The following is a 19,727-nucleotide window of genomic DNA, read 5'->3' as shown; positions in this document are numbered from 1 at the left end:
CCGTAGCAAACGCTTTTATCGGTTACAAGGGTTCGTGGACGCAGAAAAGCCCCGGAATCTGGCGAGAGATTCCGAGGCTGATCCGTGCACCCCCAGGGACTTGAACCCTGAACCCACTGATTAAGAGTCAGTTGCTCTGCCGATTGAGCTAGAGGTGCGCGGGCCGGGATGACCCCGACCGAGGAATTACATTACCAGCCTGCCGACGCCACACGAAATCGAGGCGCGCTCGGCGAGCGGTTCACGCGGGTCGGCAAGGCTATCCTGATGACGTGACTGTCTCCCCCGCATTCGCCGACCTTCGCGGCGACCTCGAGCTCGCTCTCCGCCTGGCCGATGCGGCCGATGCGCAGTCTCTCCCCCGCTTCGATGCACCCGACCTCGAGATCTCGACGAAGGCTGATCATTCGCACGTCACCGACGCGGATCTCGCGACCGAACGCGCGATTCGCGACCTCCTCTCACGCGAGCGCCCGGACGACGGCATCCTCGGCGAAGAATTCGGCACGGCAGGCGACACGCGGCGGCAGTGGATCATCGACCCGATCGACGGCACCGCCCACTTCCTCCGTGGGATCCCCCTGTGGGGAACGATGATCGCCCTCGCGATCGACGGCGCGCCGCAGGTCGGCGTCGTGAGCATGCCCGCCCTCGGGCGCCGGTGGTGGGCGGCAGCGAACGAGGGTGCGTGGACGGCGACCGAAGCCGGCGCTCGGCGCCTTGCGACCTCCACCGTGTCGAGCCTTGCGGACGCGACCGTGAGCTTCCAGAGCATCACCCAGTGGGCAGACGCCGGCCGCCTCCCCGCGCTCATGCGGCTCGCGGAGAGCACCTGGCGCGATCGTGCCTACGGCGATGTCTTCTCATACATGCTGCTTGCCGAAGGCCGGATCGAGATGGTCGCGGAGTTCGATGTGAAGGAGTACGACATCGCCGCGGCCGTCCCCATCGTCCGCGAAGCCGGGGGCAGGATGACATCCGTCGACGGGCGGGAGACGATCACCGACCGCTCGGCACTCGCGACCAACGGTGTCCTGCACGATGCGTTCCTGCAGCTGCTGGCCTGACGCGATGGCACCTAGAGGAATGGCCGAGCGATGATCCCCCGCGCCGCTGTCGCCGCCGCCGCGACTCTCCTGCTCGCTCTGACCCTCACCGCCTGCGCGGGTCAGCCGGCGGATGCCGGAACGCCGACGCCGAAGGCCCCGAAGCCCACACCGACCAGCGCCGTTCAACCCGCGGCCACCCCCGCACCGATCGAGACGACGGCTCCCGAACCGACCTGCGAGACGCTGATCTCACCCGGCACGGTCGACGCACTGACCGAGGCCGGCTGGACGGCGGAAGCCAAGGAGTTCGTCATCGGCGGAGTATCGCTTCCGGACGGACTTCTGTGCTTCTGGGCCGACTACACCGTCGCCTCGGATCATGGTCAGCTGTACGGGTGGTCTGAGATGAGCGCTGCGGACGCCACGGAGGCGCAGGCGACTCTGCTCGCCGAGGGGTGGCAGCGTGAGGACGGCCCGGAAGGCATCTACATCACCGAGAACCCGCAGTTCGCGATGGGCGTCGACGAAGAGGGCTACGGGATGACATACCTCTTCGGAGACGGCTGGGTGAAGTTCGCCGACACGAAACAGGGACTCATCCTCATAGAGTGGCCCGGCTGAGCCCTCAGCACTTCGCTACGATTCGACCACGGAACCTTCCGGACACGAGGACGAACGCACGAGAGGACACGCGATGTCGACTGCGCAGCCCCCTGGCGGGAACTGGAATGATCCGCACAGCCCCGTGGTGCCGCCGCCGCCCGTGGTGCCGCCCCCGCCTCCCTCGGTTCCTCCACTCGCGTCCTCTCCGCTCCCGCCGCCCGCCGAGCCTTCCCCGCGTCCTGCTCCGCCGGCGACCGGTCCGGACGTGCCGCCGCGTGCTGCCGCGGGGTCCCCAGTGGCGACAGCCGCAACCGACAGGTCCCGTCGCCTGCTGATCACTCTCGCCATCGCGTGTGCGGTTCTGCTGCTCACCACCGTGGGGTTCGGCGCGACCGCGGCGTGGCTATGGCTCGATCGCGGTACCGCGGCATCCGCCGAGCCCACGCCGTCACCCTCGCCAGGAACGAGCGGGGAGCCGACGAACGCTCCGCAGCAGGTCCGCGGGTACGAGGTCACCGTCGTGTCGGAGATCGTCTTCGGCGACTTCGCGATGACGGCACCTGACTCGAACGGATACACCATCCTGTTCGCGACGATGACGAACGAGAGCAGCAACCAGGTCGCCAATCACTTCTTCGACATCACCGCATACCGCGAGGACGGCACCATCATCGAACGCCGCTCCACAGGAGCGTACATCCTGCCCAACCAGACGACGCTCTTCCAGGGGATCTTCGCAGAGGACATCTCCGACGCCGCCGCGATCAGGATCGAACAGTCCAGGACCGAGTGGGTGGAGCCGGCGCTGACCGGTGACATCACGCTCGATGCCGCGCGCAGCGGCGAGGAGGGCTACATCGAAGGTGACTTCACCTCAGGACTCAGCGCCGCGGCCGAGTACTCCGACATCTTCATCGTCGGGTTCGTCGAGGGCGAGATCTTCGCCGTCTGCTCGGACCTCGAGGACATCCCGGCGGCGGGCGGGACGTTCGCCGCGGAATGCTACCTGGAGCCTGCATCCAAGGGAGACCTCGTCGACCCGGGCGAGATCCCGGAGGATGCCACCTTCGCCGCCTACCTCAGCGTCGACACCCTCTTCGGCGACTGAGCGGCCGACCGGCGTCGCTCAGGCTGCCTCTGGGGTGTCGAGAACCTCTTCGACCAGCAGGATGCCGCCTGTGGAGTTCGCGGACTGCATGAGGGCTTCGATCCACTTCGCGTTCAGCGGCGGTGCCTCGGGCTCATCGAACGTGAACCGCAGTGGGATCGACGGGTGCAGCCAGATCGTGGACCGGCCGCCCGGCTCCCCGTCCGGGTGCCGCCACGACAGCGTGAAGCTCTCCTGCCGGCGAAGCTTGGTGGCGATGACGACCTTCAGGTGTGCCAGAGCACGATTGTCGATATGGATCGGCTCTGCCGCGGTGCCGTAGTGAAGTGTCGCCATATCTGAAACCATACTGATCCCGCTGCTCGTACACGAAACCGGCGGAAGCGCTCCGTCATATTTGCCGGCCCCGGCCGCGCCGGCGAGGATTCCGCTGAGGACGCGGATCAGGCCAGCGCATTCTCCGCGTTGGGGCGCACGATGGGCGCTTCCTGCTCGAGGTGGTCCTGAAGAAGGTCGAGGTGGAGTTCGCCGCTGGCGTTGAGGGATCCCATGATCGCACTGATACGGGCCGGATCGATCTGAGGGAACTCGGGGCGATCGAAACCGAACTGAAGCGGAATCGCGGGGTGGATCCAGATCGTGAGGCGTGCGTCCTGGCCGCCGTCGATCGGGCGCCACGTCAGCATGAAGCTCTCCTGGCGTCGGAGCTTCGTGCCGATGACGATCTTCAGGTGCGCCAACGTCGCGTCGTCGATGGTGATCGGCTCAGCCGTGCCGTCATATTTCAATCTGCCCACACTGAACAGTAACCCGGATTCGGCGCCGCTGGTTTGCGTTCTCCGGGCCGAGACGCGAGCTGAGGACCCGCGCATACAGAAGACCCCCGCGATCCTCCGCTCTCGCGGGAATCTCGGGGGTCGTCCACGGTGTGACAGCGGTTCGGTGGAGCTGGGGGGAATCGAACCCCCGTCCAACGCTGAGTCTCCACGCCTTCTCCGGGCGCAGTCTGTGAAGACGTTCTGCTCGGCTCCGACCTTTGTCACAGACACCTAAGTCGACAAGCCCAGCCTGGGAAGAGTCCCGTGTGACGTCCAGACGCCATCACACAGCAAGATTCCTAGATGACGCCAGGATCCGTATCGGAATCACATACGGCCTGACGGACTATCGGGCTCGCTTATGCAGCGAGGGCGAAGTCAGTGCGCTTGGTTTCGGCACTTATTGTTTTGCAGGGAGCGTTCACGAGATAACCCTGCATCCTCGGCCCGCTTCTCGTGGATTCACAGGCGCTGTCGAAACCGATCAGCCCCGTGGTCCTTCTTGCGAAGGGACCGCTGTCACACTGTGGAGTTCTGGTGCTCGAACGCGGAACGCCCGAGCACTACAGACTACAACGAACGGCTGCGCCGCGCTATTCCGCCTGGCCGCGGGGCTGGCGTAGAGTCGCACGATGAGCGATGTCACCGTCACGGTCCGCGGAGAGCACGAGGCGAGGGTCGCCCCCGAGCGGGCGACCATCCACGTCTCGGTGAGCTGTGACGGACCCGAGCGCGCGCTCGTGGTCGAGCGGGCGATGCGGCTCGCCGAGCCCGTGCGGCAGAGCATCACGGACCGTCGCACAGCGGGAACGGTGGTCGACTGGACCAGCAAGCGCCTTTCGGTTCGCGCCGAACGACCCTGGAGCAACGACGGCAAACGCCTGGCCCCCGTCTTCTACGCGAGCATCTCCTTCTCTGCGACGTTCGCGGAAGCATCCGAGCTGTCGATATGGGTGACCGACGTCTCGGCTTGGGACGGCGTCGAGCTCGGCGGGGTCCACTGGCACCTCACACCCCAGACGCGCGCGACAGTGGAACGGGACGTCGCAGCGCAAGCCGTCGGAGTCGCGGTCGCGCGGGCGCAGGCGTACGCGAGCGCACTGGGCCTGCACGACGTGCGCCCGTTGGAGATCGCCGATGTGGGCCTCATCGCCCGCGACGCCGCCGCACCGGGGGTGTTGAAGATGCGCGGAGCAGCGTTCGCCGCCGCAGACTCCGGGGCCGCGATGGAGTTCGAGCCGGAGGAGATCATCATCACGGCGACCGTGGAGGCGCGCTTCCTCGCCAGCTGAACGCTCGCATCGATCGCGCAAGCGGATGAGAGCCTGGAGCCTCGCAAACCAGGGCGCGGTATCAGGCGGTCGCCGTGAAGGGCGCGAGTTCAGCGGCCAGCCGCTCGGAGACGTGAGCATGCACAGCGGTGCCGTGCTCCCCGTGCTCGGCAGACAGCAGCATTCCGGTTTCGTGGATGGCGGCGACCAGGTCTCCCCGGTCGTATGGCACCACCGCGTGCACCTCGACAGCAGGCTTCGGCAGTGCCTCCTCGACCGCTGCCCGGAGTTCGTCGATCCCCTCGCCCGACCGCGACGACACGAAGTGCGCGTGCGGCTCGAGGCCGCGCAGGACGAGTCGGTCGTCGTCACTGAGAAGATCGGCCTTGTTGACGACGACGATCTCCGGAAGATCCCGCGCGCCGATGTCGCCCATCACGTCGCGCACGGTCTGCAGCTGGCCCGCGGGATCCGGGTGCGATCCGTCGACGACGTGCAGGACGACGTCGGCTTCGCCGACCTCCTCGAGCGTCGACCGGAACGCCTCGACGAGCTGATGCGGAAGGTTGCGGACGAAGCCGACGGTGTCGGTGAGCGTGTAGACCCGCCCGTCGGCGGTCTCGGTGCGCCGTACCGTGGCATCGAGAGTCGCGAAGAGCGCGTTCTCGACGAGCACGCCGGCGCTGGTGAGCGCGTTGAGAAGGCTCGACTTTCCGGCGTTGGTGTACCCGGCGATGGCGACGGACGGAATCGTGTTCCGCTTGCGCTCCGCACGCTTGGCCTCACGTGCGGGCGCGAAATCGCGGATCTGACGCCGAAGGAGCGCCATCTTGGTGCGGATGCGGCGCCGGTCGAGTTCGATCTTCGTCTCGCCGGGACCGCGGGAGCCCATTCCCGCACCACCGGCGCCGACCTGGCCACCGGCCTGGCGGCTCATCGAGTCACCCCAACCGCGAAGGCGGGGCAGCAGATACTCGAGTTGCGCGAGCTCGACCTGCGCCTTGCCCTCGCGACTCTTGGCGTGCTGGCTGAAGATGTCGAGGATCACGGTGGTGCGGTCGATGACCTTCACCTTGACGACGTCCTCCAGCGCGCGGCGCTGGCTGGGGGCCAGTTCGGTGTCGGCGATGACGGTGTCGGCGCCGACGGCGGCGACGATGTCCTTGAGCTCCTGCGCCTTGCCTCGGCCGAGGTAGGTCGCAGCGTCCGGGTGCGGCCGGCGCTGGAGGACGCCGTCAAGAACCACGGCGCCGGCGGTCTCGGCCAGCGCAGACAGCTCACGCAGCGAGTTCTCGGCATCCGCCTGCGCCCCCTGCGGGTAGACACCGACGAGGACGACGTTCTCCAGCCGCAGCTGGCGGTACTCGACCTCGGTGACGTCTTCGAGTTCGGTCGAGAGGCCGGCGACGCGTCTCAGCGCATGCCGATCCTCCAGGTCCCACTGATTGCCGTCAGCGGTCGTGTGTGACGCCGTTGCTTCGTCCTGCAGCGCCTGTGCTGCCCCGAACACGCGCACGTCCGAGCGCTTCTCGGCGTTCGCGAGCACGCGATCGAGCGCCTCGTCTCCGGTGGAGTTTGTCGTGGTCTCCGTCATCCGTCCCTGATCTCTAGCTTGTTTCGAGCCTTAACCTTAGCCCCCGCTCTCCGGTACGCTCGCCGTATGGGGTCCGATCACTACTTCACTGCGACCCCGGCGAGCCCAGAACACCTGCGTACGATTCGCGTGACGCTCGCAGGGCAAGAGCGGGATGTCACCACCGCCGGTGGCGTCTTCAGCCCGGATCGCCTGGATGCCGGCACCGCAGTGCTCTTCGCGAACATGCCCCCGGTACCTCCCGGGGGCAACCTCCTTGACCTCGGCAGTGGTTGGGGACCCATCGCACTGTCAATGGCCATCGCTGCCCCGCACGCGACCGTGTGGGCGGTCGATGTGAACGAACGCGCCCTGGATCTCGTGCGCCGCAACGCCGAAGCGTTGGGACTCGACAATGTCAACGCTGCGCTGCCCGACGATGTTCCCGATGACGTGAACTTCCGAACGATCCGCTCCAATCCGCCGATTCGCGTCGGCAAGAACGAGCTGCACAGTCTGCTGGAGCGATGGATTCCGCGCCTCGATGACAGAAGTGACGCCTGGCTCGTGGTGCAGCGAAACCTGGGAGCGGACTCTCTGCAGCGATGGATCGGCGCGACGTTCCACCCCGGTTACAGCGTTTTCCGCACGGCCACCGGCAAGGGTTATCGCGTGCTCAAGGTGCGTAAGCACGGCACGCCGGTGACCGAGCCGATCACCCTCGATGAATGACCGTCAGACGAGATCGATCTCTCCGTGGAACACCAGCTGCGCAGGCCCCGCCAGAGCCACATGCTCGCCGTCTTCCGCCGGGAACATGCGCACACCGAGACTTCCGCCGGGAACCTCGACGCGCCAATGATCCGGCGCGCGTTCACCGGCCCAGTGGCGTACCGCAAGCGCGGTCGCCGCGACGCCGGTGCCGCAGCTCAACGTCTCGCCCACCCCTCGTTCGAAGACTCGCATGCCCACGTGCCCGATGCCGTCGCGGACCAGCGGGTCACCGGGCACGACGAATTCGATGTTCGCACCGGACGGGAGAGCGGGTTCGAGCTCGGGCGCGCGGTGCAGTTCGAGCCCGGCGAGCTCATGCTCCGAGGCCAGCGCGACGACGACGTGGGGGTTTCCGACGTCGATCCCGAGTCCTGGCCGAGGGACGGAGAGGCCTTCGACATTGACGAGGGAATCGTCGCCGGTGAGTTTCCAGCGCCCGAGGTCGACCTGATAGCCGGTCTCGCTGCGTGTGACGTCTCGTACTCCCGCCCTCGTCCCGATGGGCAGCGCGGACCCCGGCGCGATCGCTGCAAGACCGGACCGCACAAGATAGTGCGCGAAGACGCGTACGCCGTTGCCGCACATCTCGGCGATCGAGCCGTCCGCGTTGCGATAGTCCATGAACCATTCCGCGTCTGGTTCCTCAGCGAGCGCCGCTGCGCCGACATCGATGGCCGCTGATCGCACGACGCGCAGGATGCCGTCCGCACCGATGCCGAAGTTCCGATCGCAGAGAGCCGCGACCTGCTCGGCGCTCAGGTCGAGCTCGCCGTCGGGGTCGGCGATGATCACGAAGTCGTTGCCGGTTCCGTGACCCTTGGTGAATGCGACCATGGACCCAGTCTATTCAGGCCGGATGACGCGGTATCGTCCGCACATGAAGTTGCGGTTGCGAGCGACGTCGAGGAGTTCGAGGTCGAGCTCACGTGGCAGTAGCGGAGCGCCGCTTCCGAGTGTCACCGGTGCGTACTGCACCCAGACCTCATCGAGCAGCCCCGCATCGGCGAACTGCCCGGCCAGCTCTCCCCCGCCGACGACCCACAGGTCGAGTTCGCCGGCCGCCGCCGACATCTCGGTGTGCGCCGCGGTCACATCGCGCGCGAAGCGCACGTCGGCCCCGTCGGGCACGGGCAGCTCGCGATGGGTGAAGACCCAGGTGGGCTGCACATACCCCCACGGCTGATCACCGTTGTTGCGCAGGACCCACTCGTAGGTCGACGCCCCCATCGCGAGTGCACCGATGCCCTTCTCGAACTCGGTGTAGGCCATGGGTCCGTTCAGGTCGATGTCTTGTTTCAACAGCCAGTCGAGCGAGTGCTCGGAGGTCGCGATGAAGCCATCGAGGCTGGATGCGGTGAAGTAGTGGGTCGCCATGAGTCCAAGGGTCGCACCGGCGTCCGACATTGGCCAGGGGTCGGCGACAGCCGGTCAGCGGCCACCGTGCACGGCCTGCCGCCGGTCAGTCGCCGAGCAATGCGATCGGGTCCACCGGGGGCGTGTGCCACTCCAGCACTCGATACCGCTTGAACCACGAAACCTGCCGGCGCGCATAGCGACGGGTGAGCGCCTGCGTCTGCTCGATGGCCTGTGCTTCGGTCAGCGATCCCTGCACCTGTCCCAGCGCTTGCGCGTAGCCGATCGCGCGGCTCGCCGTCTGCCCGCGCTCCAGTCCGCGTTCTCGCAGCGCTGTGACCTCCTCCACGAGGCCGGCAGCCCACATCCGCTCGACTCTGGCATCAAGGCGCTTCACGAGTTCTGCGCGCTCGATCTGCAGCCCGATCAGGCGCGTCCTGGGGTGCCACAGCGTGGGAGCCTCGGGAAGCGCCGCACCGTGCGTCTCGGCCCCCTGCTCCAGGACTTCCAGGGCGCGCACGATCCGGCGTCCGTTGCTCGGATCGACGCGCTCGGCCGTCCGCGGGTCGATCGCGCGCAGACGCTCGAGCAGCACCTCGGCCCCCTCACGCTCGAGGTCCTTCTCCAGTCGCGCCCGGACCGCAGCGTCCCGCGGCGGGAAGCGGAAGTCGAACACCACGCTCGAGACGTACAGGCCCGAACCGCCGACGATGATGGCGTCGCCGCCGCGCGCGTGGATCTGAGCGATCGCCGTGCGTGCTCGCGGCTGGTACCACGCGACGGCGGCATCCTCGGTGACGTCAAGGACGTCGAGCAGGTGGTGCGGGATGCCGCGCCGCTCACCCGCGCTCAGTTTGGCCGTCCCGATATCCATACCGCGGTAGATCTGCATCGCGTCCGCGTTGATGATCTCGGCCGGGTTGCCCCGCGCCCGCAGCGTGTCTGCGAGGTCGAGGGCGAGGTCGCTCTTGCCTGTGCCGGTCGCTCCGGCGATCACCCAGAGTCGAGGCTCCGGTTGTGAACTCACCATGTCGGTGACGCGGGAGGCCTCAGACCCCGACACGTAGCGTCGGCAGACCGAGCGCGACCGGTCGGGGTGAGCCGCCGTCGGAGGGCGCCGGAACGGCGCAGGATTCGGCCTGAGCGCGGTCCCATGCATCGCCGCCGCGCGTGCGGCGGATGCGCAGGGGGCGACCCGAGGGGTCGTCGGCGAGCAGATGGAAGGGGGCGGCGTGAGTGATCGTCACCGTCACCACGTCGCCCGGCCGGGGAAGCGGCGACCCTGCAGTCACCTCGAAGTGCACGAGCCTGTTGTCCTCGGCGCGACCGGTGAGGCGGTGCGTTTCGGCATCCTTCTTGCCCTCGCCCGTGGACACGAGCACCTCGACCTCGCGACCGACCTGCTTCTGGTTCTCTTCGAGCGAGATCCGCTCCTGCAGGGCGATGAGGCGGTTGTAGCGCTCTTGCACGACCTGCTTCGGCACCTGGTCGGCCATGGTCGCGGCCGGCGTGCCCTCGCGGATCGAGTACTGGAAGGTGAAAGCGCTGGAGAAGCGGGCCTGTTCGACGACACGCATGGTGTCCTCGAAGTCTTCGTCAGTCTCCCCCGGGAACCCCACGATGATGTCGGTGGTGATGGCGGCGTTCGGGATGCGGTCGCGGACGCGGTCGAGGATGCCGAGGAAGCGCTCACTGCGGTAGGAACGCCGCATCGCCTTCAAAATGCGGTCGCTGCCTGACTGCAGCGGCATGTGCAGTTGCGGCATCACCGCTTCGGTCTCAGCCATCGCGTCGATCACGTCGTCGGTGAAGGCGGCGGGGTGGGGGCTTGTGAAACGGATGCGCTCGAGGCCGTCGATCTCGCCGGCCGCCCGAAGGAGCTTGCCGAACGCCTGCCGATCGCCGAACTCGACACCGTACGAGTTCACGTTCTGTCCGAGCAGCGTCACCTCGATGGCGCCGTCATCGACGAGCAGCCGGATCTCGTTGAGGATGTCGCCGGGGCGTCGGTCCTTCTCTTTGCCGCGAAGGCTCGGCACGATGCAGAAGGTGCAGGTGTTGTTGCAGCCGACCGAGATGGAGACCCAGCCGCTGTGGGCGGAGTCACGCTTGGTCGGCAGCGTGGACGGGAACACCTCGAGGGATTCGAGGATCTCCAGCTCCGCCTCGCCGTTGTGACGAGCGCGCTCGAGCAGACCGGGGAGGGATCCCATGTTGTGCGTGCCGAAGACGACATCGACCCACGGCGCCTTGTCGAGCACGGCCTGCTTGTCCATCTGGGCGAGGCATCCGCCGACTGCGATCTGCATGCCCTCCTTGCGGCGTTTGACGGATGCGAGGTGGCCGAGCGTGCCGTAGAGCTTGCCTGCCGCGTTGTCGCGTACGGCGCAGGTGTTGATGATGACGACATCGGCTTCTGCGCCGTCGACAGCGCGGACGTAGCCGGCGCTCTCGAGCGAACCGGACAGCCGTTCGGAGTCGTGAACGTTCATCTGGCACCCGAAGGTTCGCACTTCGTAAGAACGGTTCCGGCCGTCGCCGTCGATGGCCGCCGACGAGGCGCTGATGATCGTCGGTTCACTCCGCGGAATAGTCATGGTGATCCCATTGTACGAGCGCTCAGCCGCAGGGATGCCGACCCTCTGCTCGACCCACGACGAGCCACGACGAGCCACGACGAGCCACGACGAGCCACGACGAGCCACGACGAGCCACGACGAGCCACGATCAGCGTCTACTCGGAGTCGACGAACCGCACGCCACCGGCCGGACCCCCGGAAGTCACCTCGCCGAGCGCTGTGCGGGCAGCGGTCATCGCGACCGACCCGTTGTATCCCCGGCGGGCGAGCTGCCCGACCAGGCGACGGAGCGCTGTCTCGTGATCGAGGCGCGCCATGGAACGCGCCTTCGTGCGGGCGAACTCCAGCGCTCGTTCAGCGTCATCATCCGGGACCTCGTCGAGGGCCTCGTCGATCACGTCTCTCGGAATGCCTCGCTGGGAGAGCGCTCGTGAGAGCGCCACGCGGCCCAGTCCCTTGCGTTCGACGCCCGCGGAGACGAGATGCTCTGCGAGAACGGCATCGTCGAGGTAGCCGCGCCGGCTGAAATCATCGATGACGTCGTCGATCTGCGAGGCATCGAGGGAATGACCCTTCAAGACCATTCGCGCCTCCGACACCGAGAGCGACTTCGCACGCAGTTTGCGCACCAGTGACTCTTCTGCGACCTCGCGGAGCTGAGCGGAATCGGGGGCAGGCTGTTCGACGTCGTCGCCGCCGTTCAGCGGGTGGAGCGCTCGAAGTCGCGCTGCCGGGCGTCGCGCGGCGGCTCCGCGGGCAGGATGGCGCGCGCTGGGCTCGCCGTCCGTGGTGTCGGAGCGAGCCGCTTTCGCATCCCACGTCGAGCGCCAGACCGGCTCATCATCAGAGGGCGGCACGGCTCCCTGCTCGTCGACGGTCGAGTCGTCTGCAGGAACAGCATCCGCGGCGGGAATGCTGACGGGTGCCCGCGACCCCACGCCACCGAAGAGCGGGATGACGGGGGCAAGACGATCGTTGGATTCGCCCGCCTCGCCCCCGTGCTCACCGATCATGATCAGGCCGGTCGACGCTCAGCGAGCTCGTCAGCGGGCTCGACGGCAGCCGGCTGCGCGCCGATGCCGAGCTTCTGCTTGATCTGAGTCTCGATGGCGAGAGCGACGTCCGGGTTCTTGATGAGGAATGCACGCGCATTCTCCTTGCCCTGCCCGAGCTGGTCGCCGTCGTAGGTGTACCACGAGCCGGACTTCTTCACGATCGCGTGCTCGACACCGAAGTCGATCAGGCTGCCCTCGCGCGAGATGCCGATGCCATAGAGGATGTCGAACTCCGCCTGCTTGAACGGCGGAGCCATCTTGTTCTTCACGACCTTGACTCTGGTGCGGTTTCCTACCGCGTCGGTTCCGTCCTTCAGAGTCTCGATGCGGCGGATGTCCATCCGGACGGATGCGTAGAACTTCAGTGCCTTACCGCCCGCCGTCGTCTCCGGGGAGCCGAAGAACACGCCGATCTTCTCGCGTAGCTGGTTGATGAAGATCATGGTGGTGTTGGTCTGGTTCAGGCCACCGGTGAGCTTGCGCAGCGCCTGTGACATCAGACGGGCCTGCAGGCCGACGTGGGAGTCACCCATCTCGCCCTCGATCTCGGCGCGCGGCACAAGAGCCGCGACCGAGTCGATGACGATGAGGTCGATCGCGCCGGAGCGCACGAGCATGTCGGCGATCTCCAGCGCCTGCTCACCGGTGTCAGGCTGCGACACCAGCAGGGCGTCGATGTCGACGCCGAGCTTGGCAGCGTAGTCGGGGTCGAGTGCGTGCTCGGCGTCGATGAAGGCGGCGATACCGCCTGCGCGCTGCGCATTCGCGATCGCGTGCAGGGTGAGCGTCGTCTTACCGGAGGACTCAGGGCCGTAGATCTCGACGATTCGGCCACGCGGCAGGCCGCCCACGCCGAGGGCGACATCGAGGGCGATGGAGCCGGTGGGGATGACGGCGACAGGGGCGCGCTCATCGCTGCCCAGGCGCATCACCGAACCCTTTCCGAACTGCCGGTCGATCTGGGCGAGAGCTGTCTCGAGGGACTTCTCGCGGTCGGCGGGTGATGGCATGACGTGCTCCTTCTGCTTCGCGTGGTGCCGCCTGTAGGCTGTCGCGGCCGTCCCGGCTGGGACGAACTCTCCGACAAGGCGTATGACTCGAGGTCATGTCTTCACCGTAGAAGGGGCCTCCGACATCGCATCGGTGAACCCGAGAACCGTGGAAGACAGGGACTCGAAACCATCTGTGCAGGAGACTACGCGATCTTCGAACAGATATTCGACGACACGCCGATCGAACGTTTCCCGCGCCGAGAGCGAGGTCAGCGCTTACGGGGCTCCAGTCGCCCCGCACCGTGACGGCGCTCGACCGGCACGTCCATCTCGTCGCAGAGCGCGAGCCAGATGTCCCGCGGCGGGACACCGCGTTCCAGAGCCTCGGCACCGGTCGCGCCGATCGAACTCAACATGAGGTCGCTGAGCAGCGACGGCGCGCGTCCGGCGAACTCCGCGTCGACGGCGCGAAGGAACTCACTGCGGCGCATCGACGACCGACGGCCCGCTCAGTGGAGGGAGAGTTCGGGCTCGACGGACGCGACGAGATCGTCCGGAACGACGTCCGGGAAGACCTGAATGCCTTCGAGAACCGAGATGCGGTCTCCGACTTCGCGCATGATCGTGGAGATGGGCACGTCGAGAGCGTCAGCCACCGAGGCGAGGATCTCGCTCGAGGCTTCCTTCTGGCCTCGCTCGACCTCGCTGAGGTAACCGAGTGCGACCGATGCCTTGCTCGCTACCTGACGAAGGGTGCGGCCCTTCTGCAGGCGGAAGTCCCTGAGCACATCGCCGATTTCCTGTCGTACAAGAATCATCGGAACCTCCTCTCCATCGTCGTCCCCGAATCCTTCGGAGGGATCGCCAGTCTAACCCGACCTGACTGCATCGAATCTAGTGTTTCTCGCTGTGGTTTCGTTGTGAAGGTCCGTGATGTGATCTGCACATAGGAGACAACCGAGTTCACGCGGCGACTATTCCCCGAGGGCCGAAAGCGCCACGAGCACCGCGGCACCGACGGCCTGCTGCCGGATCGAGGATCGGTCGCCGGCGAAACGGAATTCACGGGTGACCCTGACGCCGGGGGCGACCAGTCCGACGTGGACGGTGCCGACGGGCTGGCCGTCCGGTGAGTCGGGCCCGGCGATGCCGGTGGTCGCGATGCCGACGTCCGCCGGAGCCCCCTCGGACGCGAGACAGCGGCGAACACCGTCGGCCATCTGGGCGGCGACCTCGGCATGGACCGGCCCGTATTGCTCGAGCAACGTGCGATCGACGCCGAGCAGCGTGTGCTTGACGGCGGTCGCGTAGGCGACGACTCCTCCGCGGAACACCAGTGACGCGCCCGGCACCGACACGATCTCGGATGCCAGGGCTCCCCCCGTCAGCGATTCAGCCACACCGAGGGTGAGCCCCCGATCCCGAAGCAGGATGAGAAGCCGCGCCACGTCCGCCGTGGTCATGAAGCCGATCGGCCCTGCCTGCCGCCGCGGATCTGGGCGACGACGTAGTCGATGCCGCTCGCGACGGTGAGCACCAGCACGACGATCATGAGCACCAGGGTCACGAGCGTCCACGCGTCCATGCCGATCAGCACATGCAGCGGAAGCAGCGCCCATGACAGCGCGACCGCCTGAGTGGCGGTCTTCAGCTTGCCCATCCAAGCGGCCGCGACGATGTGCTCCCTGGCCACCATCAGCCGGTGGAGGGTGATACCCCATTCCCGGATGAGGATGATCACCACGAACCACCATCCGAGACCACCGAGTTCGCCGAGGACAGCGAGGCCGATGAATCCGGCGCCGGTCAGCAGCTTGTCGGCGATCGGGTCCCACAGCTTGCCGAAGTCGCTCACGATCTCGTGTCGACGGGCAAGGTATCCGTCGACCCAGTCGGTGGAGATCGCGAGGATGAAGAGGATCGCTGCGACCCAGCGCAACACGATGTCGTGGGTCCCGTCGGTGCCGCCCAGGAGCAGCAGCACGAAGAAGACGACAGCCAGCGGGATGCGGGCGATCGTGATGGCGTTGGGAAGCTGCCGTGGGATCGCCATCAGTCGCGCCCCGTCAGACCCCAGGCGTCTTCATCGCCCTCGGATTCGACGACGGGGAGCCCCTCGAACTGCCTGTCGACCGGGTCTGCGCCGTAGCCGGCAGCTGCCGCAGCAGCGGCGGGCGCGGCAGGTGCAGCCGGCGACGAGGGAACGTCGTCACCACGGAGCTTCGCCATCACGCCCGGAAGCTGCTCGGCTGTGACGAGCACGTCGCGGGCCTTCGAGCCCTCCGACGGGCCCACGATCTCCCGAGACTCGAGCAGGTCCATCAGGCGGCCGGCCTTGGCGAATCCGACCCGGAGCTTGCGCTGCAGCATCGACGTCGAGCCGAACTGCGTGGAGACGACGAGTTCCGCGGCAGCGAGAAGCAGTTCGAGGTCATCACCGATGTCCTCGTCGACCTCCTTCTTCCTGCTCGGCTCCATCGCCTCCTGCACATCCGGCCGGTACTCCGGCCTGGCCTGACGCGTGACATGTTTGACGACCGCGTCGATCTCCTTCTCATCGACCCATGCGCCCTGCAGACGGAACGGCTTCGACGAGCCCATGGGCGAGAACAGAGCATCACCCTGTCCGATGAGCTTGTCGGCACCGGGGCTGTCGAGGATCACGCGGCTGTCCGTGACACTGGTCACGGCGAAAGCGAGCCGCGATGGGACGTTGGCTTTGATCAGTCCGGTCACGACATCGACGCTGGGTCGCTGCGTGGCCAGCACCAGGTGGATGCCGGAGGCGCGAGCCAGCTGCGTGATGCGCACGATCGAGTCTTCGACGTCGCGCGGAGCGACCATCATGAGGTCGGCGAGCTCGTCGACGACGACAAGCAGATAGGGGTAGGGCTTGAGGACGCGCTCGCTGCCGACCGGCACTTCGACCTCCCCGGCGCGGACGGCGCGGTTGAAGTCGTCGATGTGACGGAATCCGAACGACGCCAGGTCGTCGTACCGCATGTCCATCTCCTTCACGACCCACTGCAGCGCCTCGGCCGCCTTCTTCGGGTTCGTGATGATCGGCGTGATCAGATGCGGGACGCCGGCATAGCTGGTGAGCTCCACGCGCTTCGGGTCGATCAGCACCATGCGGACATCCGTCGGACGGGCTCGCATCAGAAGGCTGGTGATCATCGAGTTCACGAAGCTCGACTTACCGGAGCCGGTGGAGCCTGCCACGAGCAGATGCGGCATCTTCGCGAGGTTGGCGATGACGATGTTGCCTCCGACGTCCTTGCCGACACCGATCGTCATCGGGTGCGTGCTCTTCTGGGCCGCAGGAGAGCGAAGCACGTCACCGAGCGCCACCATCTCCTTGTCGGCGTTCGGGATCTCGATGCCGATCGCGCTCTTGCCAGGAATCGGCGACAGGATGCGCACGTCGTTCGAAGCGACGGCATAGGCGAAGTTGTTGCTCAGCTGCAGGATCTTCTCGACCTTGACACCATGACCGACCTCGACCTCGTACTGAGTGACCGTGGGGCCCCGTGAGAAGCCGGTGACCTTCGCGTCGACCTTGAACTGCGTCAGCACGTTCGTGATCTGCTCGATCACCTTGTCGGTCGCCTCGGACCGGACGACCGGCGGAGGGCCCTCGACCAGCAAGCCCGGGGGCGGGAGGATATACGGCGCGACGGGAGCCTGCGGCCCGCGCTCCCCCGGCCCATCGGTGCCGAAGCCGTCGAGTCCGGGAAGCTCGGGCATCTCACCCGTGTCGGAGTCGTCATCGAGCAACGCCGTCGTCTGCTGCTCCGCGAGGGCATCCGTGACCGATCGGACATCGGACAGCACCTCGGTCGCCGCGTCGTACGGGTTCTCGACCACCACCGCCTGGTCATACGCCGGTGTGGGGTCGGGGCTCGTCAGCAGTGCGGTGATGTCGTCGGAGCCCAGCGTGCCCTCATCCGGATCTTCTTCCCTGCCGGTCTTGTTGCGCCGCCACCAGGGCAGGACATCGGGGTCGTCGACTTTGTCGCTCTCATCGACGGGCAGCTCGGCTTTCGCCGGCTTCTCGACCCGCTCCGCGTCGAACATCCAGGCGTAGAGGTCGCCGAGTCTGGAGCCGATGCGGTTCGGCGGCGTCTTCGTCAGGATCAGCACGCTGAGCACGGCGAGCAGCGACAGGACGATGTAGGCCACGATCGGGCTCAGGAATGCGAGCGGCTCGCCCAGCATCCAGCCGAACAGGCCGCCGGAGTCGCTCAGCGCGAGCATTCCGAGCTTCGGCTGCGGGCGCTCCCCCGCGACGTGGCAGAAACCGGCGAGAGACAGCACGAACAATCCGAAGCCGATGCCGATGCGGCCGTTGTCGTGCACGGACGACGGGTGGCGGAACAGCCATCCGGCCAGCAGAAGCAGCAGAACCGGCATCACGAACGCGGCGCGCCCGATGAGGGCACCGACCGAGAACGCGCTGATGTTCGACGCGATCTCATTGCCGATGAAGAACCACTCGTTCACCGCACCGGCGACGGCCAGGAGGACGAGCAGGAACGGGAAGCCGTCGCGGCGGTCGTCCTTATCCAGCGTCTCCGGACCGAACGCCCGGAACAGTCCGCCGACACCGTGGGCGAGCCCGATCCACGCGCGCGCGGCGACGGGGGGCTTGTCGATCTCGTCGATGTACTTCTTGGGCGCAGCCTGAGCTTTCGGAGCCGCCTGCCGCTTCGGGCGAGGCGACGCGCTCGCTGACGCGCGCTCGGACTTCGTGGTGCTCCTGGCCATGCCGCAACACTACGTCGATCACCCGGCATCCCCGCGTAATGACGCGGCTTTCCGGCGATCTGGCCCGGGTTCCCTGCGAGCCCTCCCGCCGGGTTACGCCTCGATGACGAGCGGCACGATCATCGGCCGGCGACGGAGTTTCTGGTTGACCCAGCGTCCGATCGTGCGACGTACGACCTGCGAGAGCGCGTGCGTGTCGCGAACGCCGTTGCCCGCCGCCTCCTTGAGCGCGGCGACGATCTTCGGCGTGACGTCGTCGAAGACGGAATCATCCTCCGCGACGCCACGCGCGTGGATCTCGGGACCCGAGATGATGCGGCCGGTGGCGGCGTCAACGACGATGATGACCGAGATGAAGCCCTCCTCACCGAGGATCCGCCTGTCCTTCAGATCGGCGTCGGTGATCTCGCCCACCGTGGAGCCGTCGACGTACACGAAGCCGAGGTCCAGCTGACCGGCGACCCGGGCGTCGCCGTCCTTGAGGTCGATCACGGTGCCGTTCGAGGCGATGATCGTGCGCTCCTCGGGGATGCCGGTGTCCTGTGCCAGCTTGGCGTTGGCGATCAGGTGCCGGTACTCGCCGTGCACGGGCAGCACGTTCTTCGGCTTGAGGATGTTGTAGCAGTAGAGGAGCTCCCCGGCTGCGGCGTGACCGGAGACGTGCACCTTGGCGTTCGCCTTGTGCACGACATGGGCCCCGAGCTTGGTCAGGCCGTCGATCACGCGGTACACGGCGTTCTCGTTGCCCGGGATCAGGCTCGAGGCGAGGATCACGGTGTCGCCCTCACCCGGCTCGATGGCGTGATCGAGGTTCGCCATCCTGCTCAGCACAGCCATCGGCTCACCCTGAGAGCCGGTCGACATGTAGACGATCTTGTCGTCGGGAAGGTCACGGGCTTTCTTGTAATCGATCAGCAGCCCCTCCGGCACCTTCAGGTAACCGAGGTCTTCTGCGATGGTCATGTTGCGCAGCATGCTGCGCCCGAGCAGTGCCACGCGGCGGCCGTGCGCGTGAGCGGCGTCGAACACCTGTTGAACGCGATGCACGTGGCTCGAGAAGCTCGCCACGATCACGCGGCGCGGCGCCTTGCCGATCACCTGGTCGAGCACCGGACCGATCGAGCGCTCGGTCGGCGTGAAGCCGGGGACATCGGCGTTCGTCGAGTCGACGAGGAACAGGTCGACCCCCTCCTCACCCAGCCGCGAGAACGCGCGAAGATCCGTGATGCGTCCGTCCAGCGGGAGCTGGTCCATCTTGAAGTCGCCGGTGGCGAGCACCATGCCGGCGGGGGTGCGGATCGCGACGGCCAGCGCATCGGGGATGGAGTGGTTGACCGCGACGAACTCGAGATCGAACGGGCCGACCTTCTCGTGCTGCTCCTCCTTGACGGTGAGCGTGTAGGCCTTGATGCGGTGCTCCTTGAGCTTCGCCTCGACGAGCGCCAGCGTGAGCCCGGAGCCGATGAGCGGGATGTCGCTCTTCAGCCGGAGGAGGTACGGCACAGCGCCGATATGATCTTCGTGCCCGTGGGTCAGGACGACGCCGACGATGTCGTCGAGACGATGCCGGATCGGTTCGAAGTCGGGCAGGATCAGGTCGACACCCGGCTGGTGCTCTTCGGGAAAGAGCACACCGCAGTCGACGATCAGGATCTTCCCGCCGTACTCGAACATGGTCATGTTGCGACCGATCTCGCCGAGGCCGCCGAGCGGGGTGACGCGCAGAGTCCCTTCGGTGAGGGGCGTGGGCTCAGTGATGGGGATGGACATGCGGTCTCCTCAGTC

20 protein-coding genes, 1 tRNA gene and 1 other RNA gene are annotated in these 19,727 nt (G+C 66.9%); 5 read left to right on the top strand and 17 right to left on the bottom strand.

Annotated features, from left to right (window positions below; genetic code table 11):
• Window positions 1-85: 85 nt before the first annotated feature.
• Window positions 86-158: transfer RNA gene (locus RIN18_RS00745), tRNA-Lys, on the bottom strand.
• A 114-nt stretch (window positions 159-272) separates the two neighbouring features.
• On the opposite strand from RIN18_RS00745, the gene RIN18_RS00740 reads away from it, so the two are divergent.
• The 3 genes from RIN18_RS00740 (at window position 273) to RIN18_RS00730 (ending at window position 2,760) form a co-directional block, all read left to right on the top strand.
• Window positions 273-1,067: an inositol monophosphatase family protein gene (locus RIN18_RS00740; protein WP_309102017.1), complete on the top strand. Its 795-nt coding sequence runs from the start codon at window positions 273-275 to the stop codon at window positions 1,065-1,067.
• A gap of 30 nt (window positions 1,068-1,097) precedes the next feature.
• Entirely contained in the window at window positions 1,098-1,670 is a 573-nt protein-coding gene (locus RIN18_RS00735) for a hypothetical protein (protein WP_309102016.1), read from the top strand.
• 277 nt (window positions 1,671-1,947) lie between these two features.
• Complete coding sequence (locus RIN18_RS00730) at window positions 1,948-2,760, top strand: hypothetical protein (protein WP_309102015.1); 813 nt, start codon at window positions 1,948-1,950, stop codon at window positions 2,758-2,760.
• Window positions 2,761-2,778: 18 nt separating this feature from the next.
• Here RIN18_RS00730 and RIN18_RS00725 read toward each other — a convergent pair whose 3' ends face one another.
• From RIN18_RS00725 to ssrA, 3 genes are all read right to left on the bottom strand, one after another.
• Window positions 2,779-3,096, bottom strand: a complete 318-nt coding sequence (locus RIN18_RS00725; protein WP_309102014.1) for a hypothetical protein — start codon at window positions 3,094-3,096, stop codon at window positions 2,779-2,781.
• 107 nt (window positions 3,097-3,203) lie between these two features.
• Window positions 3,204-3,557 (bottom strand): hypothetical protein, encoded by a 354-nt coding sequence (locus tag RIN18_RS00720; RefSeq protein ID WP_309102013.1) that lies wholly within the window; start codon window positions 3,555-3,557, stop codon window positions 3,204-3,206.
• A gap of 143 nt (window positions 3,558-3,700) precedes the next feature.
• Window positions 3,701-4,070: a transfer-messenger RNA gene (gene ssrA / locus RIN18_RS00715) on the bottom strand.
• A 140-nt stretch (window positions 4,071-4,210) separates the two neighbouring features.
• Here ssrA and RIN18_RS00710 point away from each other — a divergent pair.
• Entirely contained in the window at window positions 4,211-4,870 is a 660-nt protein-coding gene (locus RIN18_RS00710) for an SIMPL domain-containing protein (protein WP_309102012.1), read from the top strand.
• A gap of 61 nt (window positions 4,871-4,931) precedes the next feature.
• Here RIN18_RS00710 and hflX read toward each other — a convergent pair whose 3' ends face one another.
• Complete coding sequence (hflX, locus tag RIN18_RS00705) at window positions 4,932-6,443, bottom strand: GTPase HflX (protein ID WP_309102011.1); 1,512 nt, start codon at window positions 6,441-6,443, stop codon at window positions 4,932-4,934.
• A gap of 66 nt (window positions 6,444-6,509) precedes the next feature.
• On the opposite strand from hflX, the gene RIN18_RS00700 reads away from it, so the two are divergent.
• Window positions 6,510-7,154, top strand: a complete 645-nt coding sequence (locus RIN18_RS00700) for a methyltransferase (RefSeq protein ID WP_309102010.1) — start codon at window positions 6,510-6,512, stop codon at window positions 7,152-7,154.
• 3 nt (window positions 7,155-7,157) lie between these two features.
• Here the strand turns inward: RIN18_RS00700 and dapF are convergent, their stop codons facing one another.
• The 12 genes from dapF to RIN18_RS00640 all read right to left on the bottom strand — a co-directional run bounded on the left by dapF (window position 7,158) and on the right by RIN18_RS00640 (window position 19,712).
• The gene (gene dapF / locus RIN18_RS00695) at window positions 7,158-8,030 is read right to left on the bottom strand and encodes a diaminopimelate epimerase (RefSeq protein WP_309102009.1); all 873 of its coding nucleotides are present in this window, start codon (window positions 8,028-8,030) and stop codon (window positions 7,158-7,160) included.
• A gap of 9 nt (window positions 8,031-8,039) precedes the next feature.
• Window positions 8,040-8,570, bottom strand: coding sequence for a dihydrofolate reductase family protein (locus tag RIN18_RS00690; RefSeq protein ID WP_309102008.1), 531 nt, complete (start codon window positions 8,568-8,570; stop codon window positions 8,040-8,042).
• 85 nt (window positions 8,571-8,655) lie between these two features.
• Window positions 8,656-9,579 carry a tRNA (adenosine(37)-N6)-dimethylallyltransferase MiaA gene (miaA, locus tag RIN18_RS00685; RefSeq protein WP_309102007.1) on the bottom strand — a complete coding sequence of 308 codons (924 nt, stop codon included), beginning with the start codon at window positions 9,577-9,579 and terminating at the stop codon, window positions 8,656-8,658.
• 19 nt (window positions 9,580-9,598) lie between these two features.
• Window positions 9,599-11,146, bottom strand: a complete 1,548-nt coding sequence (gene miaB, locus RIN18_RS00680) for a tRNA (N6-isopentenyl adenosine(37)-C2)-methylthiotransferase MiaB (RefSeq protein WP_309102006.1) — start codon at window positions 11,144-11,146, stop codon at window positions 9,599-9,601.
• Window positions 11,147-11,283: 137 nt separating this feature from the next.
• Window positions 11,284-12,141 (bottom strand): regulatory protein RecX, encoded by an 858-nt coding sequence (locus RIN18_RS00675; RefSeq protein WP_309102005.1) that lies wholly within the window; start codon window positions 12,139-12,141, stop codon window positions 11,284-11,286.
• A gap of 2 nt (window positions 12,142-12,143) precedes the next feature.
• Entirely contained in the window at window positions 12,144-13,193 is a 1,050-nt protein-coding gene (gene recA / locus RIN18_RS00670) for a recombinase RecA (protein WP_309102004.1), read from the bottom strand.
• Between the two features lie 251 nt (window positions 13,194-13,444).
• On the bottom strand, window positions 13,445-13,666 hold the full coding sequence (locus tag RIN18_RS00665; protein ID WP_309102003.1) for a DUF3046 domain-containing protein: 222 nt from the start codon (window positions 13,664-13,666) through the stop codon (window positions 13,445-13,447).
• Window positions 13,667-13,684: 18 nt separating this feature from the next.
• Window positions 13,685-13,993 (bottom strand): helix-turn-helix domain-containing protein, encoded by a 309-nt coding sequence (locus RIN18_RS00660; RefSeq protein WP_067114945.1) that lies wholly within the window; start codon window positions 13,991-13,993, stop codon window positions 13,685-13,687.
• A gap of 156 nt (window positions 13,994-14,149) precedes the next feature.
• Window positions 14,150-14,638: a nicotinamide-nucleotide amidohydrolase family protein gene (locus tag RIN18_RS00655; RefSeq protein ID WP_309102002.1), complete on the bottom strand. Its 489-nt coding sequence runs from the start codon at window positions 14,636-14,638 to the stop codon at window positions 14,150-14,152.
• Window positions 14,635-15,228 carry a CDP-diacylglycerol--glycerol-3-phosphate 3-phosphatidyltransferase gene (gene pgsA / locus RIN18_RS00650; protein WP_309102001.1) on the bottom strand — a complete coding sequence of 198 codons (594 nt, stop codon included), beginning with the start codon at window positions 15,226-15,228 and terminating at the stop codon, window positions 14,635-14,637. The genes RIN18_RS00655 and pgsA overlap by 4 nt, the downstream gene beginning before the upstream one ends.
• Window positions 15,228-17,942 carry a DNA translocase FtsK gene (locus tag RIN18_RS00645; protein WP_309102000.1) on the bottom strand — a complete coding sequence of 905 codons (2,715 nt, stop codon included), beginning with the start codon at window positions 17,940-17,942 and terminating at the stop codon, window positions 15,228-15,230. The genes pgsA and RIN18_RS00645 overlap by 1 nt, the downstream gene beginning before the upstream one ends.
• A 93-nt stretch (window positions 17,943-18,035) precedes the next feature.
• Window positions 18,036-19,712 (bottom strand): ribonuclease J, encoded by a 1,677-nt coding sequence (locus RIN18_RS00640; protein ID WP_309101999.1) that lies wholly within the window; start codon window positions 19,710-19,712, stop codon window positions 18,036-18,038.
• Between the last annotated feature and the right edge of the window lie 15 nt (window positions 19,713-19,727).

Origin of the sequence: Microbacterium sp. (assembly GCF_031179285.1) — a bacterium.
GTDB lineage: Bacteria > Actinomycetota > Actinomycetes > Actinomycetales > Microbacteriaceae > Microbacterium.
This window is presented reverse-complemented; position numbering and strand designations above follow the sequence as displayed.